This window comes from Rudaea sp. (assembly GCF_047601565.1).
GTDB lineage: Bacteria > Pseudomonadota > Gammaproteobacteria > Xanthomonadales > Rhodanobacteraceae > Rudaea.
In genome coordinates this window covers 3,327,854-3,348,714 of the sequence record NZ_JASGIY010000001.1, presented here as the reverse complement: position 1 = coordinate 3,348,714, position 20,861 = coordinate 3,327,854, and the positions used below count along the sequence as shown (strand labels likewise).

Here is a 20,861-nt window from a genome sequence, read left to right as displayed (position 1 = left end):
GTCAGGCTCCCTGTTCGAGCAGTTGATGAAGGTCGTTGAGCAGCGAGCCGCCGATGCCGATCAACCAGGTGACCAGGATGTCCTGATGGGTCTTGCCGTTCCATGCGATGCGATAGCCGGTGGCGACGATCAGGATGGCGAGATAGTACGCATTGAATACCTTGTACCAATGCAGCGTTTTTCGGTCGATCTTGCGGCCGCTCGCCTTCTCGTAGACCTCGAAGAATTCGTTTTCGCTCATCAGGCCGTTGAGCAGGATGTTGCCGTTCTCGTCCGGGCTGCGGAACGCCGAGCAGGAGATGTACGCCAGGTCGCGGTGGCGATTGCCGATCAGGCCGTTTTCCCAGTCGAGCCATGCCGTGATCCGGCAGCCGTCGTCCTCGTCGAAGAGGAAATTGCCGACGCGATAGTCCCCATGCACGACGCTGGGCACGTCGAGCGCGGGCAGGTTGCGGCGCAACCAGGCGGCGGCGAGGCGAAGCAGCGGCACGTCCTCGTCGTGATCCTCCTCCCAGATGCGCTCCCACATGTTGAGTTCCTTGAGCGCGCAATCGGTTCCGGGACCGGGCATGTCGAACGCGGAGAAGTCCGCGGTGCGATGGTCGAACGCATGGATGCGCACCAGTTGCTCGATGAACTGCGGTTTGAGCTTCTCGCGCACGTCCTTGGGCAGGCGCATGCCGAGGCCGGTGACGCCGCTGGAACCCGTACTCGGCTTGGTGACGCCCTTGGCGAAGCCGTAGACCAGGCTCGGGTACGGCAGGTGTTCGCCGAGGGAGTCGCACCAGAACACCGGCGGCACCGGGACGACGCCGTGCATCGCACGGATCAACTGGAATTCGCGCAGGCGGCTGGTTTCGACGATCGACTCGGCGGGTTCCATGCGCAGCACCATCGGCGTCTTCTCGCGGCCCGCGCCGGGGCGCTCCCGGTCGAGGACGAAGCGCATCTGCAATTTGGACGCGCCGCCGGAAAGCCAGCGTGGCTCATCGATCGTGAACGTGCCGCCCGATTGCGCGGAGATGAGCGAGCGCACGCCTTCGACCAGTTTGTCGAGCGGCACCGGAGTGAAGCGCGAGGTGGCGCGATGCTCGAGCTTGCGCGTCAGGACGCGGTCGATCTCCTTCTCCACCGGGAAGCGCTTGCGCAGTTGCGCGATCCATTCGGCGGACGGCTTGTTCTTGTCGGCCGCCGCAACGGCGGCGGCGTCATGAAGCCGAAGCGTGGGTTTTCTCAAGGTCGTCGTTTTCATCAGTGCCCCGCTCGACGCAATGCGTCAGGTTGGAAATCCGCCATGCGCCCCTTGGCGCCGAAGGTCCAGGAACTCTTGTATCCATTGTCCAGCCCGGTCAGCACGTAGGCGCCGTCGGTCAGGTCGAACCATGCCTCGAAGCGATACCACGGCACGTGCGCGTCGTAGTATTCGATCAGCGAATGCAGCCCGACGCGCCAGAGCTGGCCCTTGGAGTCGTAGGCTTCGCTGATCAGCACCGACCAGCTGTCCTCGTCGAGGTAGAACATGCGGCGTGCGTAGACGTGGCTGAGGCCGGGCTTCAGCTTCGCCTCGATGACCCAGACGCGGTGCTTCTCGAAACGCAGGTGGTCGGGATTGGGCGAACCGGGCTTGATGATGTCGTCGTAGGCGAGTTTCTTGTCGCCGATGGCGTAGTCGTTGTACGGAACGAATAGTTCGCGCTTGCCGACGAGCGTCCAGTCGTAGCGATCGGGACTGCCGTTGTAGCCGTCGTATTGATCAACCACCGCGAGGCCATCGGAACCGTCCTGCACACTGTCGTAGGCGAGGTCGGGCGCGCGGCGCACGCGGCGCTGGCCGGCGTTGTAGATCCACGCCTTGCGCGACTCGCCGGACAGCGGATTGGGTTCGTGCACGAGGAAGATCGTGCCGACCAGATCGGCGGGACTCAGGAAATAGCCGATGTACGAGAACAGCCGGTTCGGCACGTGCTCGTCGAAATTCTCGTCGTAGATGCGCCGGTCGTGAAAGCCGATCTTGAGATAGTGGCCGTTGGGCCGCACGAGGAACGCATCGAAGTCGCGCTCCACGCCGGAGCCGAGATAGCGCACGAGATGGTTGGAGATCGCCTGCAGGCCGTCCTTGGGCTCGGGAAACGGCACGCCGCCGTGGTTGGCGACGCCGCCGGATTCGAACACGGATGGCGGCAGGTAGGCGGTCCGGTGGGTGGGATACACCGGCATGCGGAAGCCCTTCACGCGCGTCACGAGCGCCTTCGTTCCGGCGGAGAGGTTGGCCTCGAACGAGGCCGCATTCGAGGCATCGACCGTCACAATGGGCTTCTCCGCGGCGAACGGATCGACGTAGCCCTGGGCCAGGCTCCAGCCGGGCGGCGGCGCCGTCATCCCGCCCGTCCAGGCGGGGATGCTGCCGTCCGCGTTTCCCGCGACCTCGGCGCCTACGGGAGTGAGCGTGCCGTTCGCCGCCGTGGCCGTGGCGAACGTCGCCAGCAGCGCGCAGGCACTCAACGCTACCAGCGGCAATGTCGGCGAGATGCGCCCGCGCGCCACGGCTGGCGACGCCGATGTCATGCCACCGCCTGCTTGCGGTCCCGGTCCCCTACCAGCCACGCCGCAAGGCCAGGCAACAGAATGATGGCGCCGAACACGTTCACGAGGAACATGAAGGCGAGCAGGATGCCCATGTCGGCCTGGAATTTCAGCGACGAGAACGCCCACGTCAGCACCGACACGGTCATCATCACCGCAGTGAACACCGACGCGGTTCCGCGTTGCTTGAGCGCGGCGACATAGGCCGCCTTGAGCGACAGTCCGCGATGGATCATCTCGTGGCGGATGCGCTCGAACAGATAGATGCCGTAATCGACGCCGACGCCGACGCTGATGGCGATGACCGGCAGCGTGTTCACCTTCACGCCGATCGACAGCAATGCCATGGTCGCATTGCACAGCAATGTCACCAACGCCAGCGGCAGGATCACGCAGAGCGTGATGAGGAACGAGCGGAACGTGACCAGGCACAGCAGCGCGACGGCCAGGAACAGCGTGAAGTTGACCCACTTGTCCGATCTTTCGACGACTTCGTTGGTCGCCGCCATCACGCCGACGTTGCCCGAAGCCAGGCGGAATTCGATGCCGCCGCCATCGTTGGTTTTCTTGAAGTCCTTGATCGCCGCGACGATGTGGTCGATCGTCGTCGCCTGGTGGTCGACCGGGTAGACGTACAGCGGAATCGCGTTGCAAAGTTCGTTCTTGTACTCGTTGCCGAGGCGCGTCGCCATGCCGGTGCCCTGCGCGATCTGTGCCTTCGTTTCGGGCAGCACGCGCCACTTCATCCAGCCTTCCGAATAATCCTGTGTCACCGAGGCGATGAACGAAGTCAGGCTGCGCACGGCCGCCACGTCGGGCAGGTGACGCATGCGCATCTCGAAATCCTCGACCTTGGAGAGATAGTCGCGGTTGAGGCACGGCGAATCGTCGCCCTTCATTTCGGCGACGACGAGCAGCACATCGAGACCCACCGAAAACTTGTCGGTGATGACCGCCACGTCCTGGTTGTAGCGCGTGCTGGAACGCAACTCCGGCACGCCGGCGCCGAGGTCGCCGATCTTCAAATGCCGTGCTTCGAGCACGCCGAACACCGCGAGCGCGAGACCGATGGCCAGCGGCAGCAGTGAGCCTTTCTTCGTCGCCAGGAATCCCAACCGCTCCCACAGGGCATAGCCGACGGTTTCCTTGCCGTGCAGCCGTTCCGCGCTCTTCGGCGAGAGTTTCATGTACGACAGCAGAATCGGCAGGAGAACTTTGTTCGTCGCGATCATCACGGTGACGCCGATCGTCGCCGTGAGCGCCAGTTCGCGCACGATCTGGATGTCGACGATGGCGATGACGAGGAAGCCGACCGCATTCGCCAGCAGCGCCGTCGCGCCAGGAATGAACAGGTTGACGAAACAGTTGTGCGAGGCGGTCAGGCCGTCCGCTCCATGCAGCGTCTCCAGCTTCCAGGCATTGGTCATCTGCACCGCATGGGAGACGCCGATGGCGAATATGAGGAACGGCACGAGGATCGACATGGGATCGAGTCCCAAGCCGAGCAGCGGCAGGATGCCGAGCAGCCAGATGACGGGAATGGCGGCTGCGAGCAGCACCCAGCCGGTCAGCATCGGCGAACCCGAATACCACAGCAGCATCACCGCGGTGATCACGAAGGCGATCACGAAGTACTTGAAGACGTCCGTCGCGCCTTCGGCGATGTCGGCGCTGGCCTTGGCGAAACCGAGGACGCGGATCGAGAGGTCGCTATCCTCGTATTTTTTGCGTATGCCCTCGAGTTGCGCGCCGATGCGGCGCAGATCGAGGCGGTCGCCCGTATCCGGATCGCGGTCCTGCAGCGTGGCGGAGACCAAGGTCGTCGTCAGGTCGTTCGAGACGATGCGACCGATGTAGTCCGACTTGTACAGGTTGGTGCGCACCGCGGCGATCTGTTGCGGCGTGCCGGCGAAATCCGCCGGCATGACCGGGCCGCCGCGGAAGCCGTCCTCGACGACTTCGTTCCAGCGCACGTTGGGCGTGCTCAGGGAAGCGAGCGAACTGCGCTCGACCCCCTTGATGTAAAAGACTTCATCGGAAATCTTGCGCACGGCGTCGAGCGCCTTCTTGTCGAAGATGTCGCCGTGCTTGACCTCGATCGCCACTAGCACGCGGTCGGCGCCGCCGAAGACGTCCTCATAGGCCTTGAAGGTTCCCATGTACTCGTGGTGCAGCGGGATCATCTTCGTGAAACCCGCGGTCACGCGCAGATGCGTAGCCGACCAGGCGAGCAATGCGGTCAACGCGATGCCGACGACGAGCAGCGGCAGACGATGGTCGAAGATCGCCTTGCCGATGCGGACGATCCAGCGCTCGCCTTCCGGCGGCGTCACGAAGTCGTCGGTCACTTCCCGCTCGACCAGAGCGTCGAGTATTTCGTTCTCTGCTTTCATGAGCCGCCGGGATTGCCGTTGGAAGTGCCGGCCACGGATTTGCGCCCGGAGTTGAGGTAACCGACGTACATCAGCGCGCCATCCTGCGTGAACAGGGCCTGCGCGATCGGAAGGCGTTGCGGGACGTCGTCGGACGTGAACGATCGCCCGGCGTCCTTGCTGACGAACATCGCGCCGTTGTTGCCGACCAGCACCACGCGGCCGTCGGCCGTGACGGATCCCGCGTTGATCGCAGACAGCGTATGCAGTTCGATGGCGTTCCAGTTCTGCCCCTGGTCCGTGCTGCGGAAGACGTGTCCGCGCATGCCGTAGATGAGCCACGCGCTATCCGGGAGCACGACGGCGCCGAACAGGGAGCCGTCGTAGGGCGAGGTGAGCTTCGTCCATGTCTGGCCCTCGTCGCCGGACGTCGCCAGCGTTCCCGATTCGCCGACCAGCAGCAATTTGTCGCCGGCCTCGACGATCTGCGAGATGTGCCGGTCGAAATCGCCATCGAAAAGCGGCGCGCGGGTCCAGGTGACTCCGCCGTCGCTCGATTTCATGTACAGGCCGAACGCGCCGTAGACCAGGAAATTACCGTCGTGCAGCGCGGTGACGCCGAGGAACGAATCGCCCTTCGCGTCCGGCACGGCAATCCGCGTCCACGTCGCGCCGCCATCGGTCGTGCGCAGGATCGTGGCACCGTGCCCCACAGCGACGCCGACCTTGGGGCCGGCGAAGGCCACCGCGGTGAGGGTCCGGTCCGAGACGGGCGATGCCTCGCTCCAGGACTTGCCCTGGTCGGTCGAGCGCAGCACGCTGCCGCGCTCGCCGACGGCAACCAGCGCATCCGGGGTGGAAGTCAATCCGTACAGCGCCAGACGCGACGGGTCCACCGCGTTCGCGGCGGCGCCGGCCACCTGTGCGACCGCCAGTGCGCACAGCGCGGATCCCGCGATCCACGCCGTGCGCCAGGGTTGGCGCGTGCCTGAGGCCACTAGCGCACGCCTCGGCGGCGAATCGCATCCACTTGGAAGTCCGCCCACTTGTGCGGGGTGTTCCACTCGTACAGCTCATTGCGCTCGTTGTGCACGCCGATCACGTGATACTGGCCGTTGAGCACGTCGTGCACGATGCCCACCAGTTGCAGCATCGCCTTGGCATCGTAGGCTTCGACCAGCGCCAGCGACTGCGTGCGCCACAACGCGCCGTGGCCGTCGTAGCAGTCGCTCAGCGCAACTTCATGGCTGTCTTCGTCGAGATAGAAGGTCTTCTTGGCGCAGATGTGGGACATGCCCGGCTTGAGCGTCGCCTCGACCACCCAGACGCGGTGCAGTTCGTAGCGCATCAGGTTCGACTTCAACGATCCCTTGTCGATCATGTCCTTGTACTTGAGCGAATGGTCGAACGTGCTGTACTCGTTGTAGCGGATGTACATTTCCTTCTTGCCCGCCAGCTTCCAGTCGTAGCGGTCGAACGCGCCATTGAAGCCAAAGTAGTCGTCGACGACGCGCATGCCCTCGTAACCGTCGTTGGTGCCGTCGTAGGCAAGGTCGGGGGCGCGACGCACGCGGCGCTGGCCGGCGTTGTAGATCCACGCCTGGCGGCCGCCCAGGGTTTGGTCGATCGGATCGTGGACGAGGTAGATCGTGCCGACCAGTGTCGCCGGGGCGTCGTAGCCGCCATAGAACGAGAACAGGTGGTTGGGCTGCTTTTCGTCGAAGACCGCGTCCTGGGCGATGTCCTCGCAGAAACCGACCTTGTAGAAATCGCCGTTCGCGCGCACCGGCAGCCAGTCCTCGCATTCCTTGTAGCTGCCGAAATAACGCAGCGTGTGGTTGTACATTTCCTCGACGCCGTTCGAGGGCACCGGGAACGGCACGCCGGGCTCCGTATAGCCCTTGATCGACAGTCCGTCGAGCTTGACGTTCGCCGCTTCCGCCTTCGTCGCGTCGTACACCGACTGCGGATTGGCGAAGGTGCGATGCGTCTTGTAAACGGGCATCGACAGGTTCGGGTTCTTCTTCAGGAGCGCCTGCAGACCCGCCGAAACCTTGTCCTTGTATTGGTCGAGGTTCTGCGCGGTGATCGTGAACAGCGGCTTCTCGTCGGGGAACGGGCTGACGTAACCCTTTTCCTTCGTCCAGCCCGCCGGCGGACTGGTCATGCCGCCCGTCCATTCCGGGATCGAACCGTCCGCGTTCCCGGCTTTTTCGGCGCCGCTGGGCGTCAGTGTCTTGCCCAGATTCGCAACGTCCGCGGGAGAGGTCGCCTGCGCCAGCAGCGGCGCTGCGAGCAGGCATGCGAGCAGGCGGATCTTTGTCGCCGCCGGAATTTTCAGTTCAAGTTTCATGGTTTCCTCCCGATCAGAATTGGACGTTGAAATTGGCGAACCAGTAGCCGCGGTCGCGGTAGAGGTCGTACTGCGCCGTGCGGTCGTAGAACACGGTGCCAACCTCGACGCTGTAGCGCTTGTCGTAGACGAACTTCGACGACAGGCCGAGCGTCTTGTGGCCTTCTCCGAACTGGCTGTCGAGCGACACGCCCTGCACGTCCTGGGCGAAGAAGACGCTCGGAATCGCCGTGACGCCGGTACCGAAGACGCCGTTGTAGGTCAGGTCGAGCTTGAGCCGGTAGCCCCAGGCGAAATGGGTCACGTAGCCATCGTTGATGCAGCCTTCGGCCGAGACGGTGAGCGAGCCGCAGGTGTTTCCGCCGGGCAGCCCGAGAATGGCGTAGGTGGGCGATGAGCCGGCGCCGAAGATGAAATTGCGGCCGTAACGCAGCGCGGTGGGATCATCGCGATAGTCGGGAAGGTTGTTCGTCTGGAAACCCGCCTCGGCGACGAACAGGTATTGGTCCGAACCGAGAAGATGGCTGCCGACCTTGATGCCGTTGACCTGGAACTGCGACTTGTTCGCGCGCGACCAGCCCTGCAGGAAGCCGTTGCCGCTGTACGCCGCGAGTGCCCGCGACCCCAGCGGACCGACCGACAGCCCTTGCGGAGCGAACAGCGAGGAATACAGCAGATCGACGCCGCTGATCTGCGCGGGAACGCCGATCTGCTGGCTCAGCTCCGCGCTGATCGACCAGCCGAAGAGATTGGTCGCGGCGGAAAGGCCGAGAAGCTTGATGCCATTGGGATAGTTCCAGCTCGCCGCGGCCGGGCTGTACGAGCCCATGCCGGTGTAGTTGCCGTACTGGACATTGAGAACGGGCGTGCGCGAGTTGAGCCGCTGCGCGTAGACGCCGAATTCCGTATCCGCCAGCGACGCCACCGAGATGTGGTACGCAAGGCCGAACTGCCCGCCGTTCGACCCCTTCTTGCCGTCGACATACGGATAGTAGAGGCCGCTCGCGCCGCCGAACGGCTGGTCCTGCGGATAGGTGGGCGCGGGAGCGATGGTGACCGCGTAGTTGCAGCTTCCCGGACGCGCGGAAATGCTGCCGTCCGAAGCCGACCAGTAGTTGCCGCAGCCCGCATCGACCGGCGTCGCGATCCACTTGAACTGGTAGAACGCCTCGAGCGAACCGGCGTCGCCGAGGCTCTGGTTGAAGTACACCATGGGAACCGGCAGGAACACTTCCTTCAGTTCGACGCCCGGCTTGCGGAACGACGGCACGTCGATCGGCGCGGTCTGGTTGATTCCCTGGATGAAAAGGCTTTCGCCCCAGTTCACGACCTGGTTGCCGAGGCGTACCTGCAGGGGCTGCCCGCCGACGCTGAATGTGTCGTAGATATAGGCATCGAGCAGGTAGACGCCGGAGAACTTCGAGAGCGTGTCGAAACCCTTGTCCGACAGCGGCTTCTTCGCGCCGAGCGAATCGGTCGCGATGTTGTAGTTGTTGTAGCCGTTGGGCTGGTTGCCATAGTTGACGTCGGCGTTCTTCAGCGTGATGTCGTACCACGCCTTGGCGCGCACGAAGGCGCCCATGTCGCCCTTCTGCACGGAAACTTCCGAGATGATCTTGAACGGGCTGGAGTACGGATCGCCCGCGCTGTAGTTGAGGTTGCCCTCGTCCAGCGTATTCGCGCCGGTGCCGTACGGAAGCCCGACCAGAGCGCCGTTCGCGGCGCCGTACAGACGGGTAGACGGTTTGCCCGCGCGCACCGCGGTTCCCAGCGATATCGATGTCGTCCAGCTACCCTTCCATCCATCTCCGAATTGAAAATCGACCGCCATGGCCTGCTCGCCGCAGACGGCGGCCAGGGCAGCAACGATGCCCTTGAACAGCGCGGAGCGCCTCGCTTGTGTAGACATGCTTCCCCTCCCAGGTTGGATTTGATAATAGGTACGCATACATATAGTCAGCATGCGCATTAGTTATTGATGCGTACTATACATAATGTGAAACAAATCCCAAGTCGCAGCGCAGCAAATCAGCCGGCGGCGAGTTCGATCGCCTCGGCCAGCACGGCACCGTCGGTGAACTTGTCGTAGTAGATGCGTTCGAGCGGAACGCCCAGGGCCACGAGCTTCTCGATGCCCGAGTCGATCATCGGCGGCGGCCCGCACATGTAGCCCTCGAACGCCGTCCATTGCTTGCGCGCGGTCGCATCGGCAAGATGTTCGGTCACGAATCCGCGCGCGCCGGTCCAGTCGCTGTCTGCGGGCTCCTGCGAAAGGATCGGCAGGAATTCGAAATCGTCGAGCCACGAGCCGCGCAGGTCCTTGATCTGATCGAGCGCATACAGGTCGGCCTGCGCGCGCGCGCCGAACATGAGCAGGCACGGGCGCTTGACCCGGTTCTTGCGCATGCCCTCGAGCACGCTGAGGATCGGCGCGAGCCCGCTGCCGCCGGCAATGCATACCATCGCATCGTTGCCCGGCCGCAGGTGGAAACTGCCGTGCGGGGCTTCTACGTCGAAACTACGATCCGCCAGCTTTCCGGCGAACAGCGCCTCGGTGAATTCGCCACCGGGGATCTTGCGGATGAAGAACGAAACGGAGCGGCGACCCTCGCGCACGGGCGGATCGGCGAACGAGTAGTAGCGCGCCCTGCCAAGCTCGGGAAGTGCGAAGCTCGCGTACTGGCCGGCGACGAACCGCAACGGACGGTCGAAGTCCACGGTGACCTTCAGGATGTCGTGCGTCAGCGGTTCGGTGGCGATGATGCGGCCCTGGAATTTCTCCGGCGCGGGCAGGTCGGCGCCCGGATCGGCGATGTGAACGATCGTGTTCGCGCCGCGCGGTACGGCCTGACAGGCGAGGATGTAGCCCGCTTCCAGTTCCAGCTTCGAGAGCGTGTAGCCGAAGTCGCTGAGCGCCTTGACCTCGCCTTCGACAAGTTTGGATTTGCACGAACCGCAAGTGCCGACCGTGCAGTTGTGCGGATAGGCAATCCCGTTGGCGAGCGCACACTCGAGGATCGTTTGCCCCGCCGAGATTTCGATGGTTTCCTTCTGCGGCAGGATTTCGACGCTCTGTCGCGTCGATTTCCCGCGGAACAGCGGTTTGAGAAAGTTGCGCATCGGCGGCGGACTCGGCTCAGGCCGCCTTGAACGAGGTGGTTGGGCCCGCGCTGTCGCCGAACCAGTCTTCCCAGCCGGCCTTGCGGTTCTGCGCCGCGGCGAGCTTGCGCTCCTCGCCGTTGGCCCAGTTCAAGTCCCATTCCTTCAATGCGGGCTTGATGATGCGGTTGAACCACAGCGGCGGGACCAGCGCGGCGAAGAAACACAGGAACACGCTCGGCATGCGGATCGCCTCGCGATGCGGCACGAGCGCATAGAACGGCTGGTACGTGTTGAGGTGGTGGTCGGCGTGGTTGGTGATCTCGAACGCGGTCATGCGCGAGAGCGGGCCCAGGTGGTTCCAGACGTGGCGCTTCTCGATCGGCGAGCCGACGACGCGCACTTGCCCGTAGTGCTGGAAGTAGTTGAACGTCTCGATCCAGAAACGCGCGATGACCATCGCAGCGAGCGAGCACAGCAGCGCCTTGACCCCGCCGATCCAGAAGAGCGCGCCGAGGAACAGGACCAGCACGAGGATCGCGCGCCACAGCGCATGGCGGATCGACCAGCGCGCGTAGCCCTTCTTCGCGAGCGCATCGGAAATGAACTGCTGCGCTTCGATCGTCGTCTTCCAGACAGCGCGCGGCGAGAAACTGTAGATCGTCTCGCCGCGCGCCGCGGTGTCGGTGTCGTCCACGGTCGCCACGAAGATGTGGTGGCCGACGACATGCGCTTCCATGCGCGTGCTGTCGAGATAGCAGACCTGCACGTAACGGCCGACCGTCTTACCGATCGGGTTGCGACCGTGGTACAGCTCGTGCGAGGCTGGCACCAGCGGCAGTACCGACATCCATGCCACGCCGATGATCGCGCCGGCAATCTGCACGGGAGTGAGTACGTTGTGCGCGAGACTCCAGGCGAAGGCGACGTAGATCGCCGGCCCGAGCAGGCACGACAGCCACACCGGGACCAGCGCCCAGCTGCGGCTCCTGATCTTCCGCGCCGCGAGATCCGTCGGCAGCATCGCGTCGAGAATCGCGAGCGCCGGCAACCAGGCGATCGCGATCCACACGTAGTGGCCGCCCATGAGCAAACCCCACAGGGCCAGCGCCTGGGTGAACGGCGCGACGTAGTATTTGAGATAGTCGACCATGTCGATCTCCATTTATTGCCGGAAAGTCAGGATCGGTTTGATGACCGAGCCGTCCGCCGCCGCCGCGAAGGCGTCGTTGATGCGCTCGAACGGAAATTCCCTGATCAACTTTTCGAGCGGCAACCTGCCCTCGCGATAAAAGCCGATCAGGCGCGGAATGAATTCGTGTGGATCGGAGTCGCCTTCGACGATGCACTTCACACCGATGCCGCGCGTGTAGATGTCCATGATCGAGAACGGGAACGGCGCATCCGGCGGCGGAATGCCGATCACGCCGAGCGTGCCATTCGGCAGCAGCAGGTCGACGGCGCTTTTCATCACGGCCGGAATGCCGGTGGTGTCGAACGCATAGTCGAGTCCGCCGATCGCGGCCTTGACCGCTGCCACGACGTCGCCCGCTTGCGGATCGAAGGCGTGGCTCGCGCCGAGCGCCAGCGCGAGCGCGCGGCGCTGCGCATTCGGTTCGACGACGACGATGGCGCCAGCGTCCGCGATCCTGCCGGCCATCACCGCGGAAAGACCGACCGCGCCGGCGCCGAAGACGCCGATCGCGCGGCCCTTCTTCACCTTGAGTGCGTTGAGCACCGCGCCGGCGCCGGTCTGGATACCGCACCCGAGCGGCGCGAGCGTCGCCAGCGGCAGCGCCTTGTCGACCTTGACCGTGTTCACCGCGCGCGAGACCGCGAACGTCGCGAATGAAGACTGGCCGAAGAACTCGCCATGCACGACGGACCCGTTCTGGCTCAGCGGCGAACTGCCGTCTTCCAGACGCACGCCGGCGAAGTTGCGGCCCATGAACTGATGACAGTAGGCGGGCTCGTGATCCGCGCAGTTGGCGCAGGCGCCGCACGAGTTGAACGACAGCAGCACATGGTCGCCGACGGCGAGGCCCTTGACGTCGGCACCCAGTGCCTCGACGACGCCGGCGCCTTCGTGGCCTAGCACGATCGGCATCGGTACCGGAAAGCCGTGCAGGCAGACGAGGTCTGTGTGGCAAATGCCGGTTGCGACGAGCCGCACCAGTACTTCGTCGGCGCGCGGAACGGCGACGTCGATTTCCTCGATCGTCAGAGGCGCGCCCTGACTGCGCGCGATGGCGGCGCGGGCGCGCGTGGATTGCGGATGCGTTGCAGGAATGGAAGCGGCCATGTCTTTCGTGCGTGGTAGCTGCGTGGGCCGTGAGTAGACATCCTCGAATACTTGGCGTGACCAACCGAAAGGATGGATTTTTGATGCCATCGATGTTGCTTCGCAACGCGAAAAGCAGGCCCGACGGCGCCACTCGTCATTGTGCATTGCGCCATTTCCGGATGCGGAAAATGCGGCGGAAATTTGCGCTCGCCGCGATCCAGTTGTCGGACATGCGCAGACCGGGCTCCACATCGTCATGCCGCACCGCGACATTTCTTTCTGGCGCATCCGCGCAATAATTCCCGGTAGCCGTGCGGCAGGAATACACCCTTACCGTTCGCTAGTTAACCAAATTCCGCTTTTTTCACCCGGGTTTTGGCCAGCATGAGTTCCAGATCGACCCAATTTCGCGATCCGCCCGCAGCAGCGCCGTCGTCGGCGACTCGCGATTTGCCCATCCACAGCGGCGTCACTCCGCCACGATTCGATTTCGACGTCGTGGTCACGCCGACGCTGAAAATGCTCCTTCGCCTGGAATCGCTGCCGAAGCTCCTGTCGATCAGCGCGCCGCCTGGCTACGGCAAGTCCATCGTGCTCAGCCAGCTCCACGTCCATCTGCAAAAGCAGGGCATCCGCTGCATCTGGGCGACGCTCGACGACCGCGACAACGATCTGTCGTCCGTGGTTTATCGGTTGCGCGCCGCCGTCGAGAAGCTCGACGAGGCCGGCGACTTGCCGCCCGAGCCCGCCTCGCCGTTTGCCGATCGCGTCGCCGCTTCCGACAGCGTGATCGCGCAGATCGACAGCCTGCGCGGCCCGACGGCGGTGTTCATCGACAATCTCCAGTTCTGCGCCGATGCCGACCTGGCCGGCTTCCTCGACCGCCTGGTGTTTTCGACCGATGCCAGCGTGAAGGTGCTGCTGTCGAGCACCAAGGACATTCCCGTCGACCTCGCGCGCGCGAAGCTCGAACTGGGCGCACTCGATCTTCAGGCCGCGGATCTGTGCTTCGACAAGGAGAGCACCGCCCTGCTCCTGCGCCAGGCCGGCATCGAGTCCGCCGCGGACGAGGATTCTGGAAAAGATTCTCGCGCAGACCGAGGGCTGGCCTGCCGCGCTTCGCCTTCTGCAGGTGCTTCTCGCGCGCGAACTGGCCAAGTCGGCGGGCACGACGCGCCCGAACATGGAAAAGGCGCTGCTCAAGTTCGGCGGCGACCAGGCCGACATCTCGCAGGTGCTGACGCGGCGCGTGCTGGCGGGGTTCCATCCCTCGCTCCTGCAATTCATGCTCGAGATCGCGCTGGTGCGCGAATTCAGCATCGAACTGGCGACCTTCGTGACCGGCAGCGAACAGAGCCATGAATGGCTGCAATCGCTGATCCAGCGCAACGTGCTGATCTTCCAGATCGACGGTCAAGGGCGCTGGTTCCGGTTCCACACGCTGTTGCGCGAATTCCTGCTCGCCGAAGGGCACGAGAAATTGCGCGGCGAGCGGCGGCGCCAATTGCTCAACCGCGCGGCGCAGTGGCACATGGAGCACGGCGACAACGTCGCGGCGATCGGCTACGCGCTCGATGCGGACTCGACCATCCTCGCGCAGAAGCTGCTCGACCGCGTGGCCCACGTGGTCGCCGGCAATCGCGGACAGATGACCTCGCTGATCCAATGGGTCGATCGGCTCGTCGCGGCGAACGGCGTGCCTTCGCTCGAAGCGCACGCCTGGTATGTCTGGGCGCTGGCGGATTCGCTGCAATACGAACGTGCGCGACGCGCTCTCGACGAGTTCGATCGTCGCGTCGCCGCCTCGAACGTGCTGCGGATCGACGACGAGTTGCGCACGCGACTCCAGTTCATCCGCATGGTCGTCAACGTCTTTCTCGATCGCCTCGACGCCGCCCATACCCAGTCGCTCGCGTTGTCGGACATCGACCCTTGCGCCGATCCGCTGACGCTCGCCACGATCACCTCGATCGCGGGCATCGCCGAAATCGACCGCGGCGAATTGCACGTCGCGCGCCAGCGCTTCGAAAAGGCGACGGCGCAGATCGAGCGCTCCGAGAGCGCCTATGGGCACGTATGGGTCGCCGTCCTGTTCGCCTGCACGGCGATCGGGCGGGCGCACCCGCGTGACGCGGCCGAGCGCCTGGCCGAAACGCGCCGGCGCGTGGTTCCCGACGTCGGCGAAGACGCGAACCTCGTGGCGACGCTGGACTTCGTGCGCGCGCGCGCGCTGCTCGATCTCGGCGATGCGCAAACGGCCCTGGCACTGGTTCGACGCAATCTGGACCAAGCGAACCACCACGGCATCATCGCCACCTTCGAGCAAGGCATGTCGGCGGCGATCTCGTTCTGGAACGATGCGCCGGATGACGCCATTCCGACCAAACTGCTCGATCGCGTGGCCTTCAGCTATTCGCCGCGCGCGCAAGGGCTGCTGGCCGCGAGCAAGGTGCGCCGCCTGCTGCATCTCAATCGTTACGGCGATGCGATGGCGGTGGCGGCGAGCAACGGCATCGGCAGCCGCCAGGCGGCGTCGAACGATGCGTCATCGCAGGACATGCACGAGCGCGGCGAGTGGTTGCTGGCCCGACTCGAACTCGAAGTCGCGCACGGAAACTGTCAGGGCGTGCTCGACGCAATGGAGGCACACCTGAAAGCCGCGCGCGCGAACGAACGGCATCGCGACCAGATCGAACTGTTGTTGATCGCCGCCGATGCGCACCAGCGGCTGAATCAAACCAAAGCAGCGCTGCGCAGCTTGAGCCTGGCCCTCTCCGTCGCGGCGCCCGGCCAGGTACTTCATCCTTTCATGGCGAAACAGGCGCTCGTCGAACAACTGTTCGCCGCAACGGACGGTCGCAGACTGGGAATGTCGTCGGACCAGGAACGCGAGTTCGTGGAACGGATTCGCGCGCATTCGACAACAAGCGGCGCCGAGAGCAACACGACGCTCTCCGGCGTGCCGACGATGCGGGAAATCCAGTTGCTGAGCCTGCTCGACCAGGGCCTCAACAACGAGCAGGTCGCCGATCGTCTTTCCCTTTCCGTTGCGACCGTAAAGTGGCATCTGCACAACGTCTACGAAAAGCTCGGCGTCAGCAGCCGCTCCGCGGCGATCGCGCGCACGCGCGCCCTGAACCTGATGCGCTGATCCGGCCAGCCGCGCATGGCGGATGCTTCGCCGCGCGCATCCCGTCGAAGCCGATGGCGTGGATTACAAGCCCGGCGCGACCATCGCGCGGTAGACCAGCGCCAGGCAGACTGCGCAGGCCACGAGCAGCCAGATGTCGAACATCCGTATCGCGCGGGTGCCGCGCAGGCCCATGAAATCGCCGATCACGAATCTCGCCTTGACGAAGGCGATGAGCGTGGCCAACACCGCCACCGTTCCGCCTGGAATCCAGTGGCCCGAAACCAGCGCCAATCCGAACGTGAAGAATGTGGCCAGGACCAGAGCGATGAAAACGTTGCGCGGGCGCTTCACGACGTCGTTCATGCCTTGTCTCCCACGTAAACCAGCGCGACGATCAAAAGCCAGAGCAGATCCACCATGTGCCAGTAGGCCCCGGCGCTCTCCGCCCAGCGTGGCGAACAGGTCTGGCCGCGCAACGCCTGTCCGCGCCAGTGCGACAGCAGCAGGCTGCCGATGCCCACGTGCAGCAGATGCAGTCCGGTCAGCACGAAATACCAGGTGAAGAAGGTCGAGCTGGTCAGCGTGTGACCGGCACCGATTTCCAGCGTGTATTCCACGACCTTGACCGCGGCGAACGCGCCGCCCGCGGCCAATGCCCAGCCCAGCCGGCGCGCCGCCGCCGCCGCGTCGCCCGCGCGGTTGGCGACGCTCGCCAGCACCACGGCATAGGACGAGGCGAGCAGCAGCAGCGTGTTCGCCAGGCCCAGCGGGAGCAAGAGGTGGTCCGCGTCGGCGACGAAGGCTGCGCGGTTCCCTCCCATCTGCCAGAGGAACATGCCGAAAAACAACATGAACACGCTCATGTCGAGCAGCAGGAAAGCCCACATGCCGCCGTCCACGCGGGTTTCCGCGGCATTCCCGTTGCGTTGCGCGGAGTACACGGCGCTCATGCCAGCGCATCCTCGATGACGGCGCGCGACGGCACGCCGGCCGCGGCTGGCACGGGCGCTTGCGCCGGCACGGCATGCAGGATGCCCCAGCCCATCGCCAGTACCCACAGTGTGTAAGTGGTCAGCGCCAGCCAGAAGATCAGCAGGCCGTTCCAGGCCAGCGGACCGCCGTGGAAAACATAGGCCAGCACGTCGAAGGTGAAAGTGAAGCCGACCCAGAAGTTGAAGTAGGCAAGCCAGCGCGGAAACAGTGCGCGGCGCGAATTGAGGATGCAGGCGCCGATCGCCACGTCCTGCACGATGAACGGCGTGATCGGCGTGATGAACAGCAGCCACGACAAATCGTTGAGCATCACCGTGATCTCCGGGTTGCGTTCGGGCCGGAACGCGGCGACGGTCATCATCATGATCGGCAGCATCAGGCACATGACGGTGACGGTGCCGCTCACGCCCTGGATCAAGGTCAGGATCGGCGCTTCCTCCTCGCTGCGCCACATGACATAGGTGATGCCAGCGATCAGCACGCCGATCAGCGCCAGCCCGACGAAGGTCATGACCAGGCCGAGCACCACGTGCAGTCCGCCGGAGTAGAAGGCGACGACCTGTTCCTGCGTATTGTCCGGACCGAGCGGAAACGGCAACACGCCGGCCAGCAACATGCCGGCGAAGGCCGTGGCAATGGCGATGAACGCAAACCACCCGGTCAGGCGCAGCGTGCGCCGCGCGGCGGAATCGAGATTCATGGGCAGCCCTCCCGGACGGGCCGCGCGGCAGCATCCGACCGAAACACGGTCCTGCCGGATACACGAAATGGTGACGCTGTTTTCATCGTACCCCTCCCGAGGCGTGCCTACCATTGGATACGGCGGCGGCTTCATTGAAGGCCGGATTGAATCCCGCAGCACGGCGCGTGGCACCAATCGAAAGGATGGTTCTGCGCTCCGCAATGCAATGCTGCGATGCAATGAAAACATTGCGCCCTGCTTTGGCGTTGCTCTTGATCCGGCTCTTGATCTTCGGGTCCCCGTTTGCCTCGGCATTATTTTTTTTGCCGTCATTCCCGAGGCGAACATGTCGAACACGCCGATCGCGCGGCCTCGCCATGCCGATGCGGGGACGCGATTGAATTCATTTCCCGTTGCACGTATATTTGAAATATCGAATATGCGAATATGACAATATGGAAACCTGGATCATTGCATTGCTCGGCGGTGTCTTGATCGGCCTCGCGGCCGTATTGCTGATGGCGGCGCTCGGCCGCATCGCCGGCATCAGCGGCATTGCCGGTGGCCTCGCCACAGGCGCCGCCGCGGGCGACCGTGCCTGGCGCGTGGCGTTCGTCGTCGGTCTCGTTCTCGCACCGCTGCTCATGTTCGCGCTGCGCGGTGACAACGGCATCGGCGCGGCCGACGCAGGCGGGTTCCGACTCGCGCTCGCCGGCCTCTGCGTCGGCCTCGGCACACGCATCGGCGGCGGCTGCACGAGCGGCCACGGCGTCTGCGGCATCGCGCGCCTGTCGCCGCGCTCGCTCGCGGCGACCGCGGCGTTCATGGCCTGCGGCATCGCCACCGTGTTCGTCGTGCGCCATTGCCTGGGAGCAAATCCATGACGCGCATCGCCATCGCCCTGCTGGCCGGGCTGCTGTTCGGCCTCGGCCTCGACCTCGGCGGCATGACCCGGCCGGCCGTCGTGCTCGGCTTCCTCGACATCGCCGGCGCGTGGAATCCGCAATTGCTGTTCGTGATGGCCGGCGCCGTGGCGACGACGGCGGCCGGTTATTTCTTCGTGCTGCGCCGCCCGCGCCCGCTGCTGGAAGAACGCTTCCGTCTGCCGTCCGCGCGCGCCGTCGATGCGCGCCTGCTCGGCGGCGCGGCGCTGTTCGGCATCGGCTGGGGTCTCGTCGGTTACTGCCCCGGTCCCGCGCTCGCCTCGCTCACCGCCGGATCGCCATCGACGCTGCTGTTCGTCGGGACGATGACGCTCGGCTGGTGGCTCGGCGCGCGCCTGCCCGCTTCATCCGCCTGAAACCGCGCGCAACTGAAGGGAACCGACATGCAACGTCCCGAGGTGAAATCGTTCTTCGACCCGGCCACCCATACCTACAGCCACGTCGTCTGGGATCCGGCGACGCTTGGCGCAGCGGTGATCGACAGCGTGCTCGACTACGATGCCGCCTCCGGCCGTACGCGCCGCATCTCGGCCGATGCGATCGTCGCCTTCGTGCGCGAAGCCGGCCTGCGCACCGAATGGGTGATCGACACGCACGTGCACGCGGACCATCTCTCCGCCGCGCCGTATGTCCAGCAACAGCTCGGCGGCAGGCTCGGCATCGGCGAGCACGTGCGCACGGTGCAGGGCACGTTCGGCGCATTGTTCAACGCCGGCGACGAATTCTCCCGCGACGGCAGCCAGTTCGACCATCTGTTCAAGGACGGCGAACGCTACACGGTCGGCGGCATCGAGGCCGTGGCGCTGCATACGCCGGGACACACGCCCGCGTGCATGACCCACGTGATCGGCGACGCAGCCTTCGTCGGCGACACCTTGTTCATGCCCGACTACGGCACCGCGCGCTGCGACTTCCCGGGCGGCGACGCGCGCGCCCTGTACCGTTCGATCCGCCGCATCTTCGAACTGCCCGAGGCGACGCGCCTGTTCCTCTGCCATGACTACAAGGCGCCCGGACGCGACGCGTTCGTCTGCGAGACCACGGTCGGCGCGGAACGCCACGGCAACATCCACGTGCGCGACGGCGTCGGCGAAGACGCATTCGTGGAACTGCGCAACGCGCGCGACGCCAAACTGGCGATGCCGGCCCTGATCCTGCCGTCGGTGCAAGTCAACATGCGCGCCGGCCACTTCCCGCCCGCCGAAGGCAACGGCATCCGTTACCTGAAAATTCCGCTCGACGCGCTGTGAGCGCGATATCCTCGGCACGCCGATGAAAACCGCCAAGACGACCAGGAAAAAACCCGCCATCGACACCGCAGCCGCGGCGATGCAGCGCCACGCGGACGAAGTGGTCGCCGTGCTCAAGGGCCTGGCGAGCCGCAACCGTCTGCTGCTGCTGTGCCAGCTCGTCGACGGCGAACGCTCGGTCGGCGAACTCGCGCAGGCGCTCGGCCTCGCCCAGAGCGTCGTCTCGCAGCACCTGTCGCTGCTGCGCCGCGAAGGCGTCGTCGCCGGGCGGCGCGACGCGCAGTCGATCCGTTACCGCATCGCCGATGCGCGCGTGCGCAAGCTCATGGCGACGATGTTCGCGCTGTTCTGCAAAGACTGAAAAGCCCTGCACCTCAGCGCGGCGCCATGCGGATGGCGCCGTCGAGGCGCACGACTTCGCCGTTGAAATAGCCGTTGCGGCACATCTCGGCGACCAGGGAGGCGAATTCCGGCGGATGGCCGAAGCGCTTCGGGAACGGTACGCTCGCCGCGAGCGCCGACTTCACGTTTTCCGGCGCGGCATTCATCAGCGGCGTCGAAAAGATTCCGGGCAGGATCGTGTTGACGCGGATGCCTTCGCCGCAAAGATCGCGCGCGCAGGTCAAGGTCAGGCTGACGATGCCGCCCTTCGAGGCCGCGTAGGCGGCCTGCCCCGTCTGCCCGTCCTCGGCCGCGATCGAGCCGGTGTTGACGACGACGCCGCGTTCGCCGTCGTCGAGAGGCGGCAGGGTCAGCATGCCCGCCGCCGACTTGGCGATGCAGCGGAACGTGCCGACGAGGTTGATCTGGATCACCTTGTCGAATGCGGCGAGCGGGAAATGCTTGACTTCGCCGCTCTGCCTGTCGCGCGAGGCCGTCTTGAAGGCGTTGTTGGTGCCCGCGCAGTTGACCAGGATGCGCTCCTGGCCGATCGCGGCGCGCGATTTCGCGAAGGCCGCGTCGACCTCGCTCTCGGAGGTGACGTCGACCTTGCAGAACGCGCCGCCGAGTTCGCGCGCGAGCGCCTCGCCGCGTTCCGCGTTGAGATCGAACAGGCCGACTTTCACGCCGGCCGCGGCGAGCGTGCGCGCGGCGGCTTCGCCGAGGCCGGATGCGCCGCCGGTGACGACCGCGGCGATGGACGAATCGAGTTTCATTGCGTTTCTCC

General features: G+C 64.9%; 20 protein-coding genes. 7 read left to right on the top strand and 13 right to left on the bottom strand.

Annotated elements, in window-relative coordinates; translation table 11 throughout:
* Position 1: 1 nt before the first annotated feature.
* The 9 genes from QM741_RS14770 to QM741_RS14730 all read right to left on the bottom strand — a co-directional run bounded on the left by QM741_RS14770 (position 2) and on the right by QM741_RS14730 (position 12,709).
* Positions 2 to 1,252, bottom strand: coding sequence for a phosphotransferase family protein (locus QM741_RS14770; RefSeq protein ID WP_415208429.1), 1,251 nt, complete (start codon positions 1,250 to 1,252; stop codon positions 2 to 4).
* Positions 1,252 to 2,565, bottom strand: coding sequence for a DUF1329 domain-containing protein (locus tag QM741_RS14765; RefSeq protein WP_415208428.1), 1,314 nt, complete (start codon positions 2,563 to 2,565; stop codon positions 1,252 to 1,254). The genes QM741_RS14770 and QM741_RS14765 overlap by 1 nt, the downstream gene beginning before the upstream one ends.
* Entirely contained in the window at positions 2,562 to 4,976 is a 2,415-nt protein-coding gene (locus tag QM741_RS14760) for an efflux RND transporter permease subunit (RefSeq protein WP_415208427.1), read from the bottom strand. Before QM741_RS14760 ends, QM741_RS14765 begins: the two co-directional genes overlap by 4 nt.
* A complete protein-coding gene (locus QM741_RS14755; protein ID WP_415208426.1) occupies positions 4,973 to 5,953 on the bottom strand; it encodes a WD40/YVTN/BNR-like repeat-containing protein in 981 nt (326 codons plus the stop codon). Before QM741_RS14755 ends, QM741_RS14760 begins: the two co-directional genes overlap by 4 nt.
* Entirely contained in the window at positions 5,953 to 7,308 is a 1,356-nt protein-coding gene (locus QM741_RS14750; protein WP_415208425.1) for a DUF1329 domain-containing protein, read from the bottom strand. The genes QM741_RS14755 and QM741_RS14750 overlap by 1 nt, the downstream gene beginning before the upstream one ends.
* Positions 7,309 to 7,321: 13 nt before the next feature.
* On the bottom strand, positions 7,322 to 9,217 hold the full coding sequence (locus QM741_RS14745) for a DUF1302 domain-containing protein (protein WP_415208424.1): 1,896 nt from the start codon (positions 9,215 to 9,217) through the stop codon (positions 7,322 to 7,324).
* Between the two features lie 119 nt (positions 9,218 to 9,336).
* The gene (locus tag QM741_RS14740) at positions 9,337 to 10,428 is read right to left on the bottom strand and encodes a 2Fe-2S iron-sulfur cluster-binding protein (RefSeq protein ID WP_415208423.1); all 1,092 of its coding nucleotides are present in this window, start codon (positions 10,426 to 10,428) and stop codon (positions 9,337 to 9,339) included.
* Positions 10,429 to 10,444: 16 nt separating this feature from the next.
* Positions 10,445 to 11,560: an alkane 1-monooxygenase gene (locus QM741_RS14735; protein ID WP_415208422.1), complete on the bottom strand. Its 1,116-nt coding sequence runs from the start codon at positions 11,558 to 11,560 to the stop codon at positions 10,445 to 10,447.
* 12 nt (positions 11,561 to 11,572) lie between these two features.
* A complete protein-coding gene (locus QM741_RS14730) occupies positions 11,573 to 12,709 on the bottom strand; it encodes an NAD(P)-dependent alcohol dehydrogenase (protein ID WP_415208421.1) in 1,137 nt (378 codons plus the stop codon).
* Positions 12,710 to 13,075: 366 nt separating this feature from the next.
* On the opposite strand from QM741_RS14730, the gene QM741_RS14725 reads away from it, so the two are divergent.
* Positions 13,076 to 14,053 carry a hypothetical protein gene (locus QM741_RS14725; protein WP_415208420.1) on the top strand — a complete coding sequence of 326 codons (978 nt, stop codon included), beginning with the start codon at positions 13,076 to 13,078 and terminating at the stop codon, positions 14,051 to 14,053.
* Positions 13,977 to 15,842, top strand: coding sequence for a LuxR C-terminal-related transcriptional regulator (locus QM741_RS14720; RefSeq protein WP_415209134.1), 1,866 nt, complete (start codon positions 13,977 to 13,979; stop codon positions 15,840 to 15,842). Before QM741_RS14725 ends, QM741_RS14720 begins: the two co-directional genes overlap by 77 nt.
* A gap of 63 nt (positions 15,843 to 15,905) precedes the next feature.
* Here QM741_RS14720 and QM741_RS14715 read toward each other — a convergent pair whose 3' ends face one another.
* Genes QM741_RS14715 through QM741_RS14705 form a run of 3 tightly spaced genes read right to left on the bottom strand, consistent with a single transcriptional unit; the run spans position 15,906 to position 17,517 of the window.
* Positions 15,906 to 16,187: a cytochrome C oxidase subunit IV family protein gene (locus tag QM741_RS14715; protein ID WP_415208419.1), complete on the bottom strand. Its 282-nt coding sequence runs from the start codon at positions 16,185 to 16,187 to the stop codon at positions 15,906 to 15,908.
* Positions 16,184 to 16,774: a cytochrome c oxidase subunit 3 gene (locus QM741_RS14710; protein WP_415208418.1), complete on the bottom strand. Its 591-nt coding sequence runs from the start codon at positions 16,772 to 16,774 to the stop codon at positions 16,184 to 16,186. The genes QM741_RS14715 and QM741_RS14710 overlap by 4 nt, the downstream gene beginning before the upstream one ends.
* Complete coding sequence (locus QM741_RS14705) at positions 16,771 to 17,517, bottom strand: hypothetical protein (protein WP_415208417.1); 747 nt, start codon at positions 17,515 to 17,517, stop codon at positions 16,771 to 16,773. Before QM741_RS14705 ends, QM741_RS14710 begins: the two co-directional genes overlap by 4 nt.
* Before the next feature lie 67 nt (positions 17,518 to 17,584).
* On the opposite strand from QM741_RS14705, the gene QM741_RS14700 reads away from it, so the two are divergent.
* Genes QM741_RS14700 through QM741_RS14680 form a run of 5 tightly spaced genes read left to right on the top strand, consistent with a single transcriptional unit; the run spans position 17,585 to position 20,054 of the window.
* Positions 17,585 to 17,950 carry a hypothetical protein gene (locus tag QM741_RS14700; protein WP_415208416.1) on the top strand — a complete coding sequence of 122 codons (366 nt, stop codon included), beginning with the start codon at positions 17,585 to 17,587 and terminating at the stop codon, positions 17,948 to 17,950.
* Between the two features lie 4 nt (positions 17,951 to 17,954).
* The gene (locus tag QM741_RS14695) at positions 17,955 to 18,383 is read left to right on the top strand and encodes a YeeE/YedE family protein (RefSeq protein WP_415208415.1); all 429 of its coding nucleotides are present in this window, start codon (positions 17,955 to 17,957) and stop codon (positions 18,381 to 18,383) included.
* Positions 18,380 to 18,799 carry a DUF6691 family protein gene (locus QM741_RS14690; RefSeq protein ID WP_415208414.1) on the top strand — a complete coding sequence of 140 codons (420 nt, stop codon included), beginning with the start codon at positions 18,380 to 18,382 and terminating at the stop codon, positions 18,797 to 18,799. Before QM741_RS14695 ends, QM741_RS14690 begins: the two co-directional genes overlap by 4 nt.
* A gap of 27 nt (positions 18,800 to 18,826) precedes the next feature.
* Positions 18,827 to 19,693 carry an MBL fold metallo-hydrolase gene (locus QM741_RS14685; RefSeq protein WP_415208413.1) on the top strand — a complete coding sequence of 289 codons (867 nt, stop codon included), beginning with the start codon at positions 18,827 to 18,829 and terminating at the stop codon, positions 19,691 to 19,693.
* Between the two features lie 22 nt (positions 19,694 to 19,715).
* Positions 19,716 to 20,054 (top strand): ArsR/SmtB family transcription factor, encoded by a 339-nt coding sequence (locus QM741_RS14680; protein WP_415208412.1) that lies wholly within the window; start codon positions 19,716 to 19,718, stop codon positions 20,052 to 20,054.
* Between the two features lie 13 nt (positions 20,055 to 20,067).
* Here the strand turns inward: QM741_RS14680 and QM741_RS14675 are convergent, their stop codons facing one another.
* Entirely contained in the window at positions 20,068 to 20,850 is a 783-nt protein-coding gene (locus QM741_RS14675; RefSeq protein WP_415208411.1) for an SDR family NAD(P)-dependent oxidoreductase, read from the bottom strand.
* Between the last annotated feature and the right edge of the window lie 11 nt (positions 20,851 to 20,861).

Coding starts and splice junctions, on each gene's coding strand:
- QM741_RS14675 (WP_415208411.1), bottom strand. CDS start 20,850: ATGAAACTCGATTCGTCCATCGCCGCGGTCGTCACCGGCGGCGCATCC.
- QM741_RS14735 (WP_415208422.1), bottom strand. CDS start 11,560: ATGGTCGACTATCTCAAATACTACGTCGCGCCGTTCACCCAGGCGCTG.
- QM741_RS14710 (WP_415208418.1), bottom strand. CDS start 16,774: ATGAGCGCCGTGTACTCCGCGCAACGCAACGGGAATGCCGCGGAAACC.
- QM741_RS14765 (WP_415208428.1), bottom strand. CDS start 2,565: ATGACATCGGCGTCGCCAGCCGTGGCGCGCGGGCGCATCTCGCCGACA.
- QM741_RS14725 (WP_415208420.1), top strand. CDS start 13,076: ATGAGTTCCAGATCGACCCAATTTCGCGATCCGCCCGCAGCAGCGCCG.
- QM741_RS14750 (WP_415208425.1), bottom strand. CDS start 7,308: ATGAAACTTGAACTGAAAATTCCGGCGGCGACAAAGATCCGCCTGCTC.
- QM741_RS14705 (WP_415208417.1), bottom strand. CDS start 17,517: ATGAATCTCGATTCCGCCGCGCGGCGCACGCTGCGCCTGACCGGGTGG.
- QM741_RS14715 (WP_415208419.1), bottom strand. CDS start 16,187: ATGAACGACGTCGTGAAGCGCCCGCGCAACGTTTTCATCGCTCTGGTC.
- QM741_RS14695 (WP_415208415.1), top strand. CDS start 17,955: ATGGAAACCTGGATCATTGCATTGCTCGGCGGTGTCTTGATCGGCCTC.
- QM741_RS14770 (WP_415208429.1), bottom strand. CDS start 1,252: ATGAAAACGACGACCTTGAGAAAACCCACGCTTCGGCTTCATGACGCC.
- QM741_RS14690 (WP_415208414.1), top strand. CDS start 18,380: ATGACGCGCATCGCCATCGCCCTGCTGGCCGGGCTGCTGTTCGGCCTC.
- QM741_RS14745 (WP_415208424.1), bottom strand. CDS start 9,217: ATGTCTACACAAGCGAGGCGCTCCGCGCTGTTCAAGGGCATCGTTGCT.
- QM741_RS14680 (WP_415208412.1), top strand. CDS start 19,716: ATGAAAACCGCCAAGACGACCAGGAAAAAACCCGCCATCGACACCGCA.
- QM741_RS14685 (WP_415208413.1), top strand. CDS start 18,827: ATGCAACGTCCCGAGGTGAAATCGTTCTTCGACCCGGCCACCCATACC.
- QM741_RS14730 (WP_415208421.1), bottom strand. CDS start 12,709: ATGGCCGCTTCCATTCCTGCAACGCATCCGCAATCCACGCGCGCCCGC.
- QM741_RS14740 (WP_415208423.1), bottom strand. CDS start 10,428: ATGCGCAACTTTCTCAAACCGCTGTTCCGCGGGAAATCGACGCGACAG.
- QM741_RS14720 (WP_415209134.1), top strand. CDS start 13,977: ATGCTCGAGATCGCGCTGGTGCGCGAATTCAGCATCGAACTGGCGACC.
- QM741_RS14760 (WP_415208427.1), bottom strand. CDS start 4,976: ATGAAAGCAGAGAACGAAATACTCGACGCTCTGGTCGAGCGGGAAGTG.
- QM741_RS14700 (WP_415208416.1), top strand. CDS start 17,585: ATGGTGACGCTGTTTTCATCGTACCCCTCCCGAGGCGTGCCTACCATT.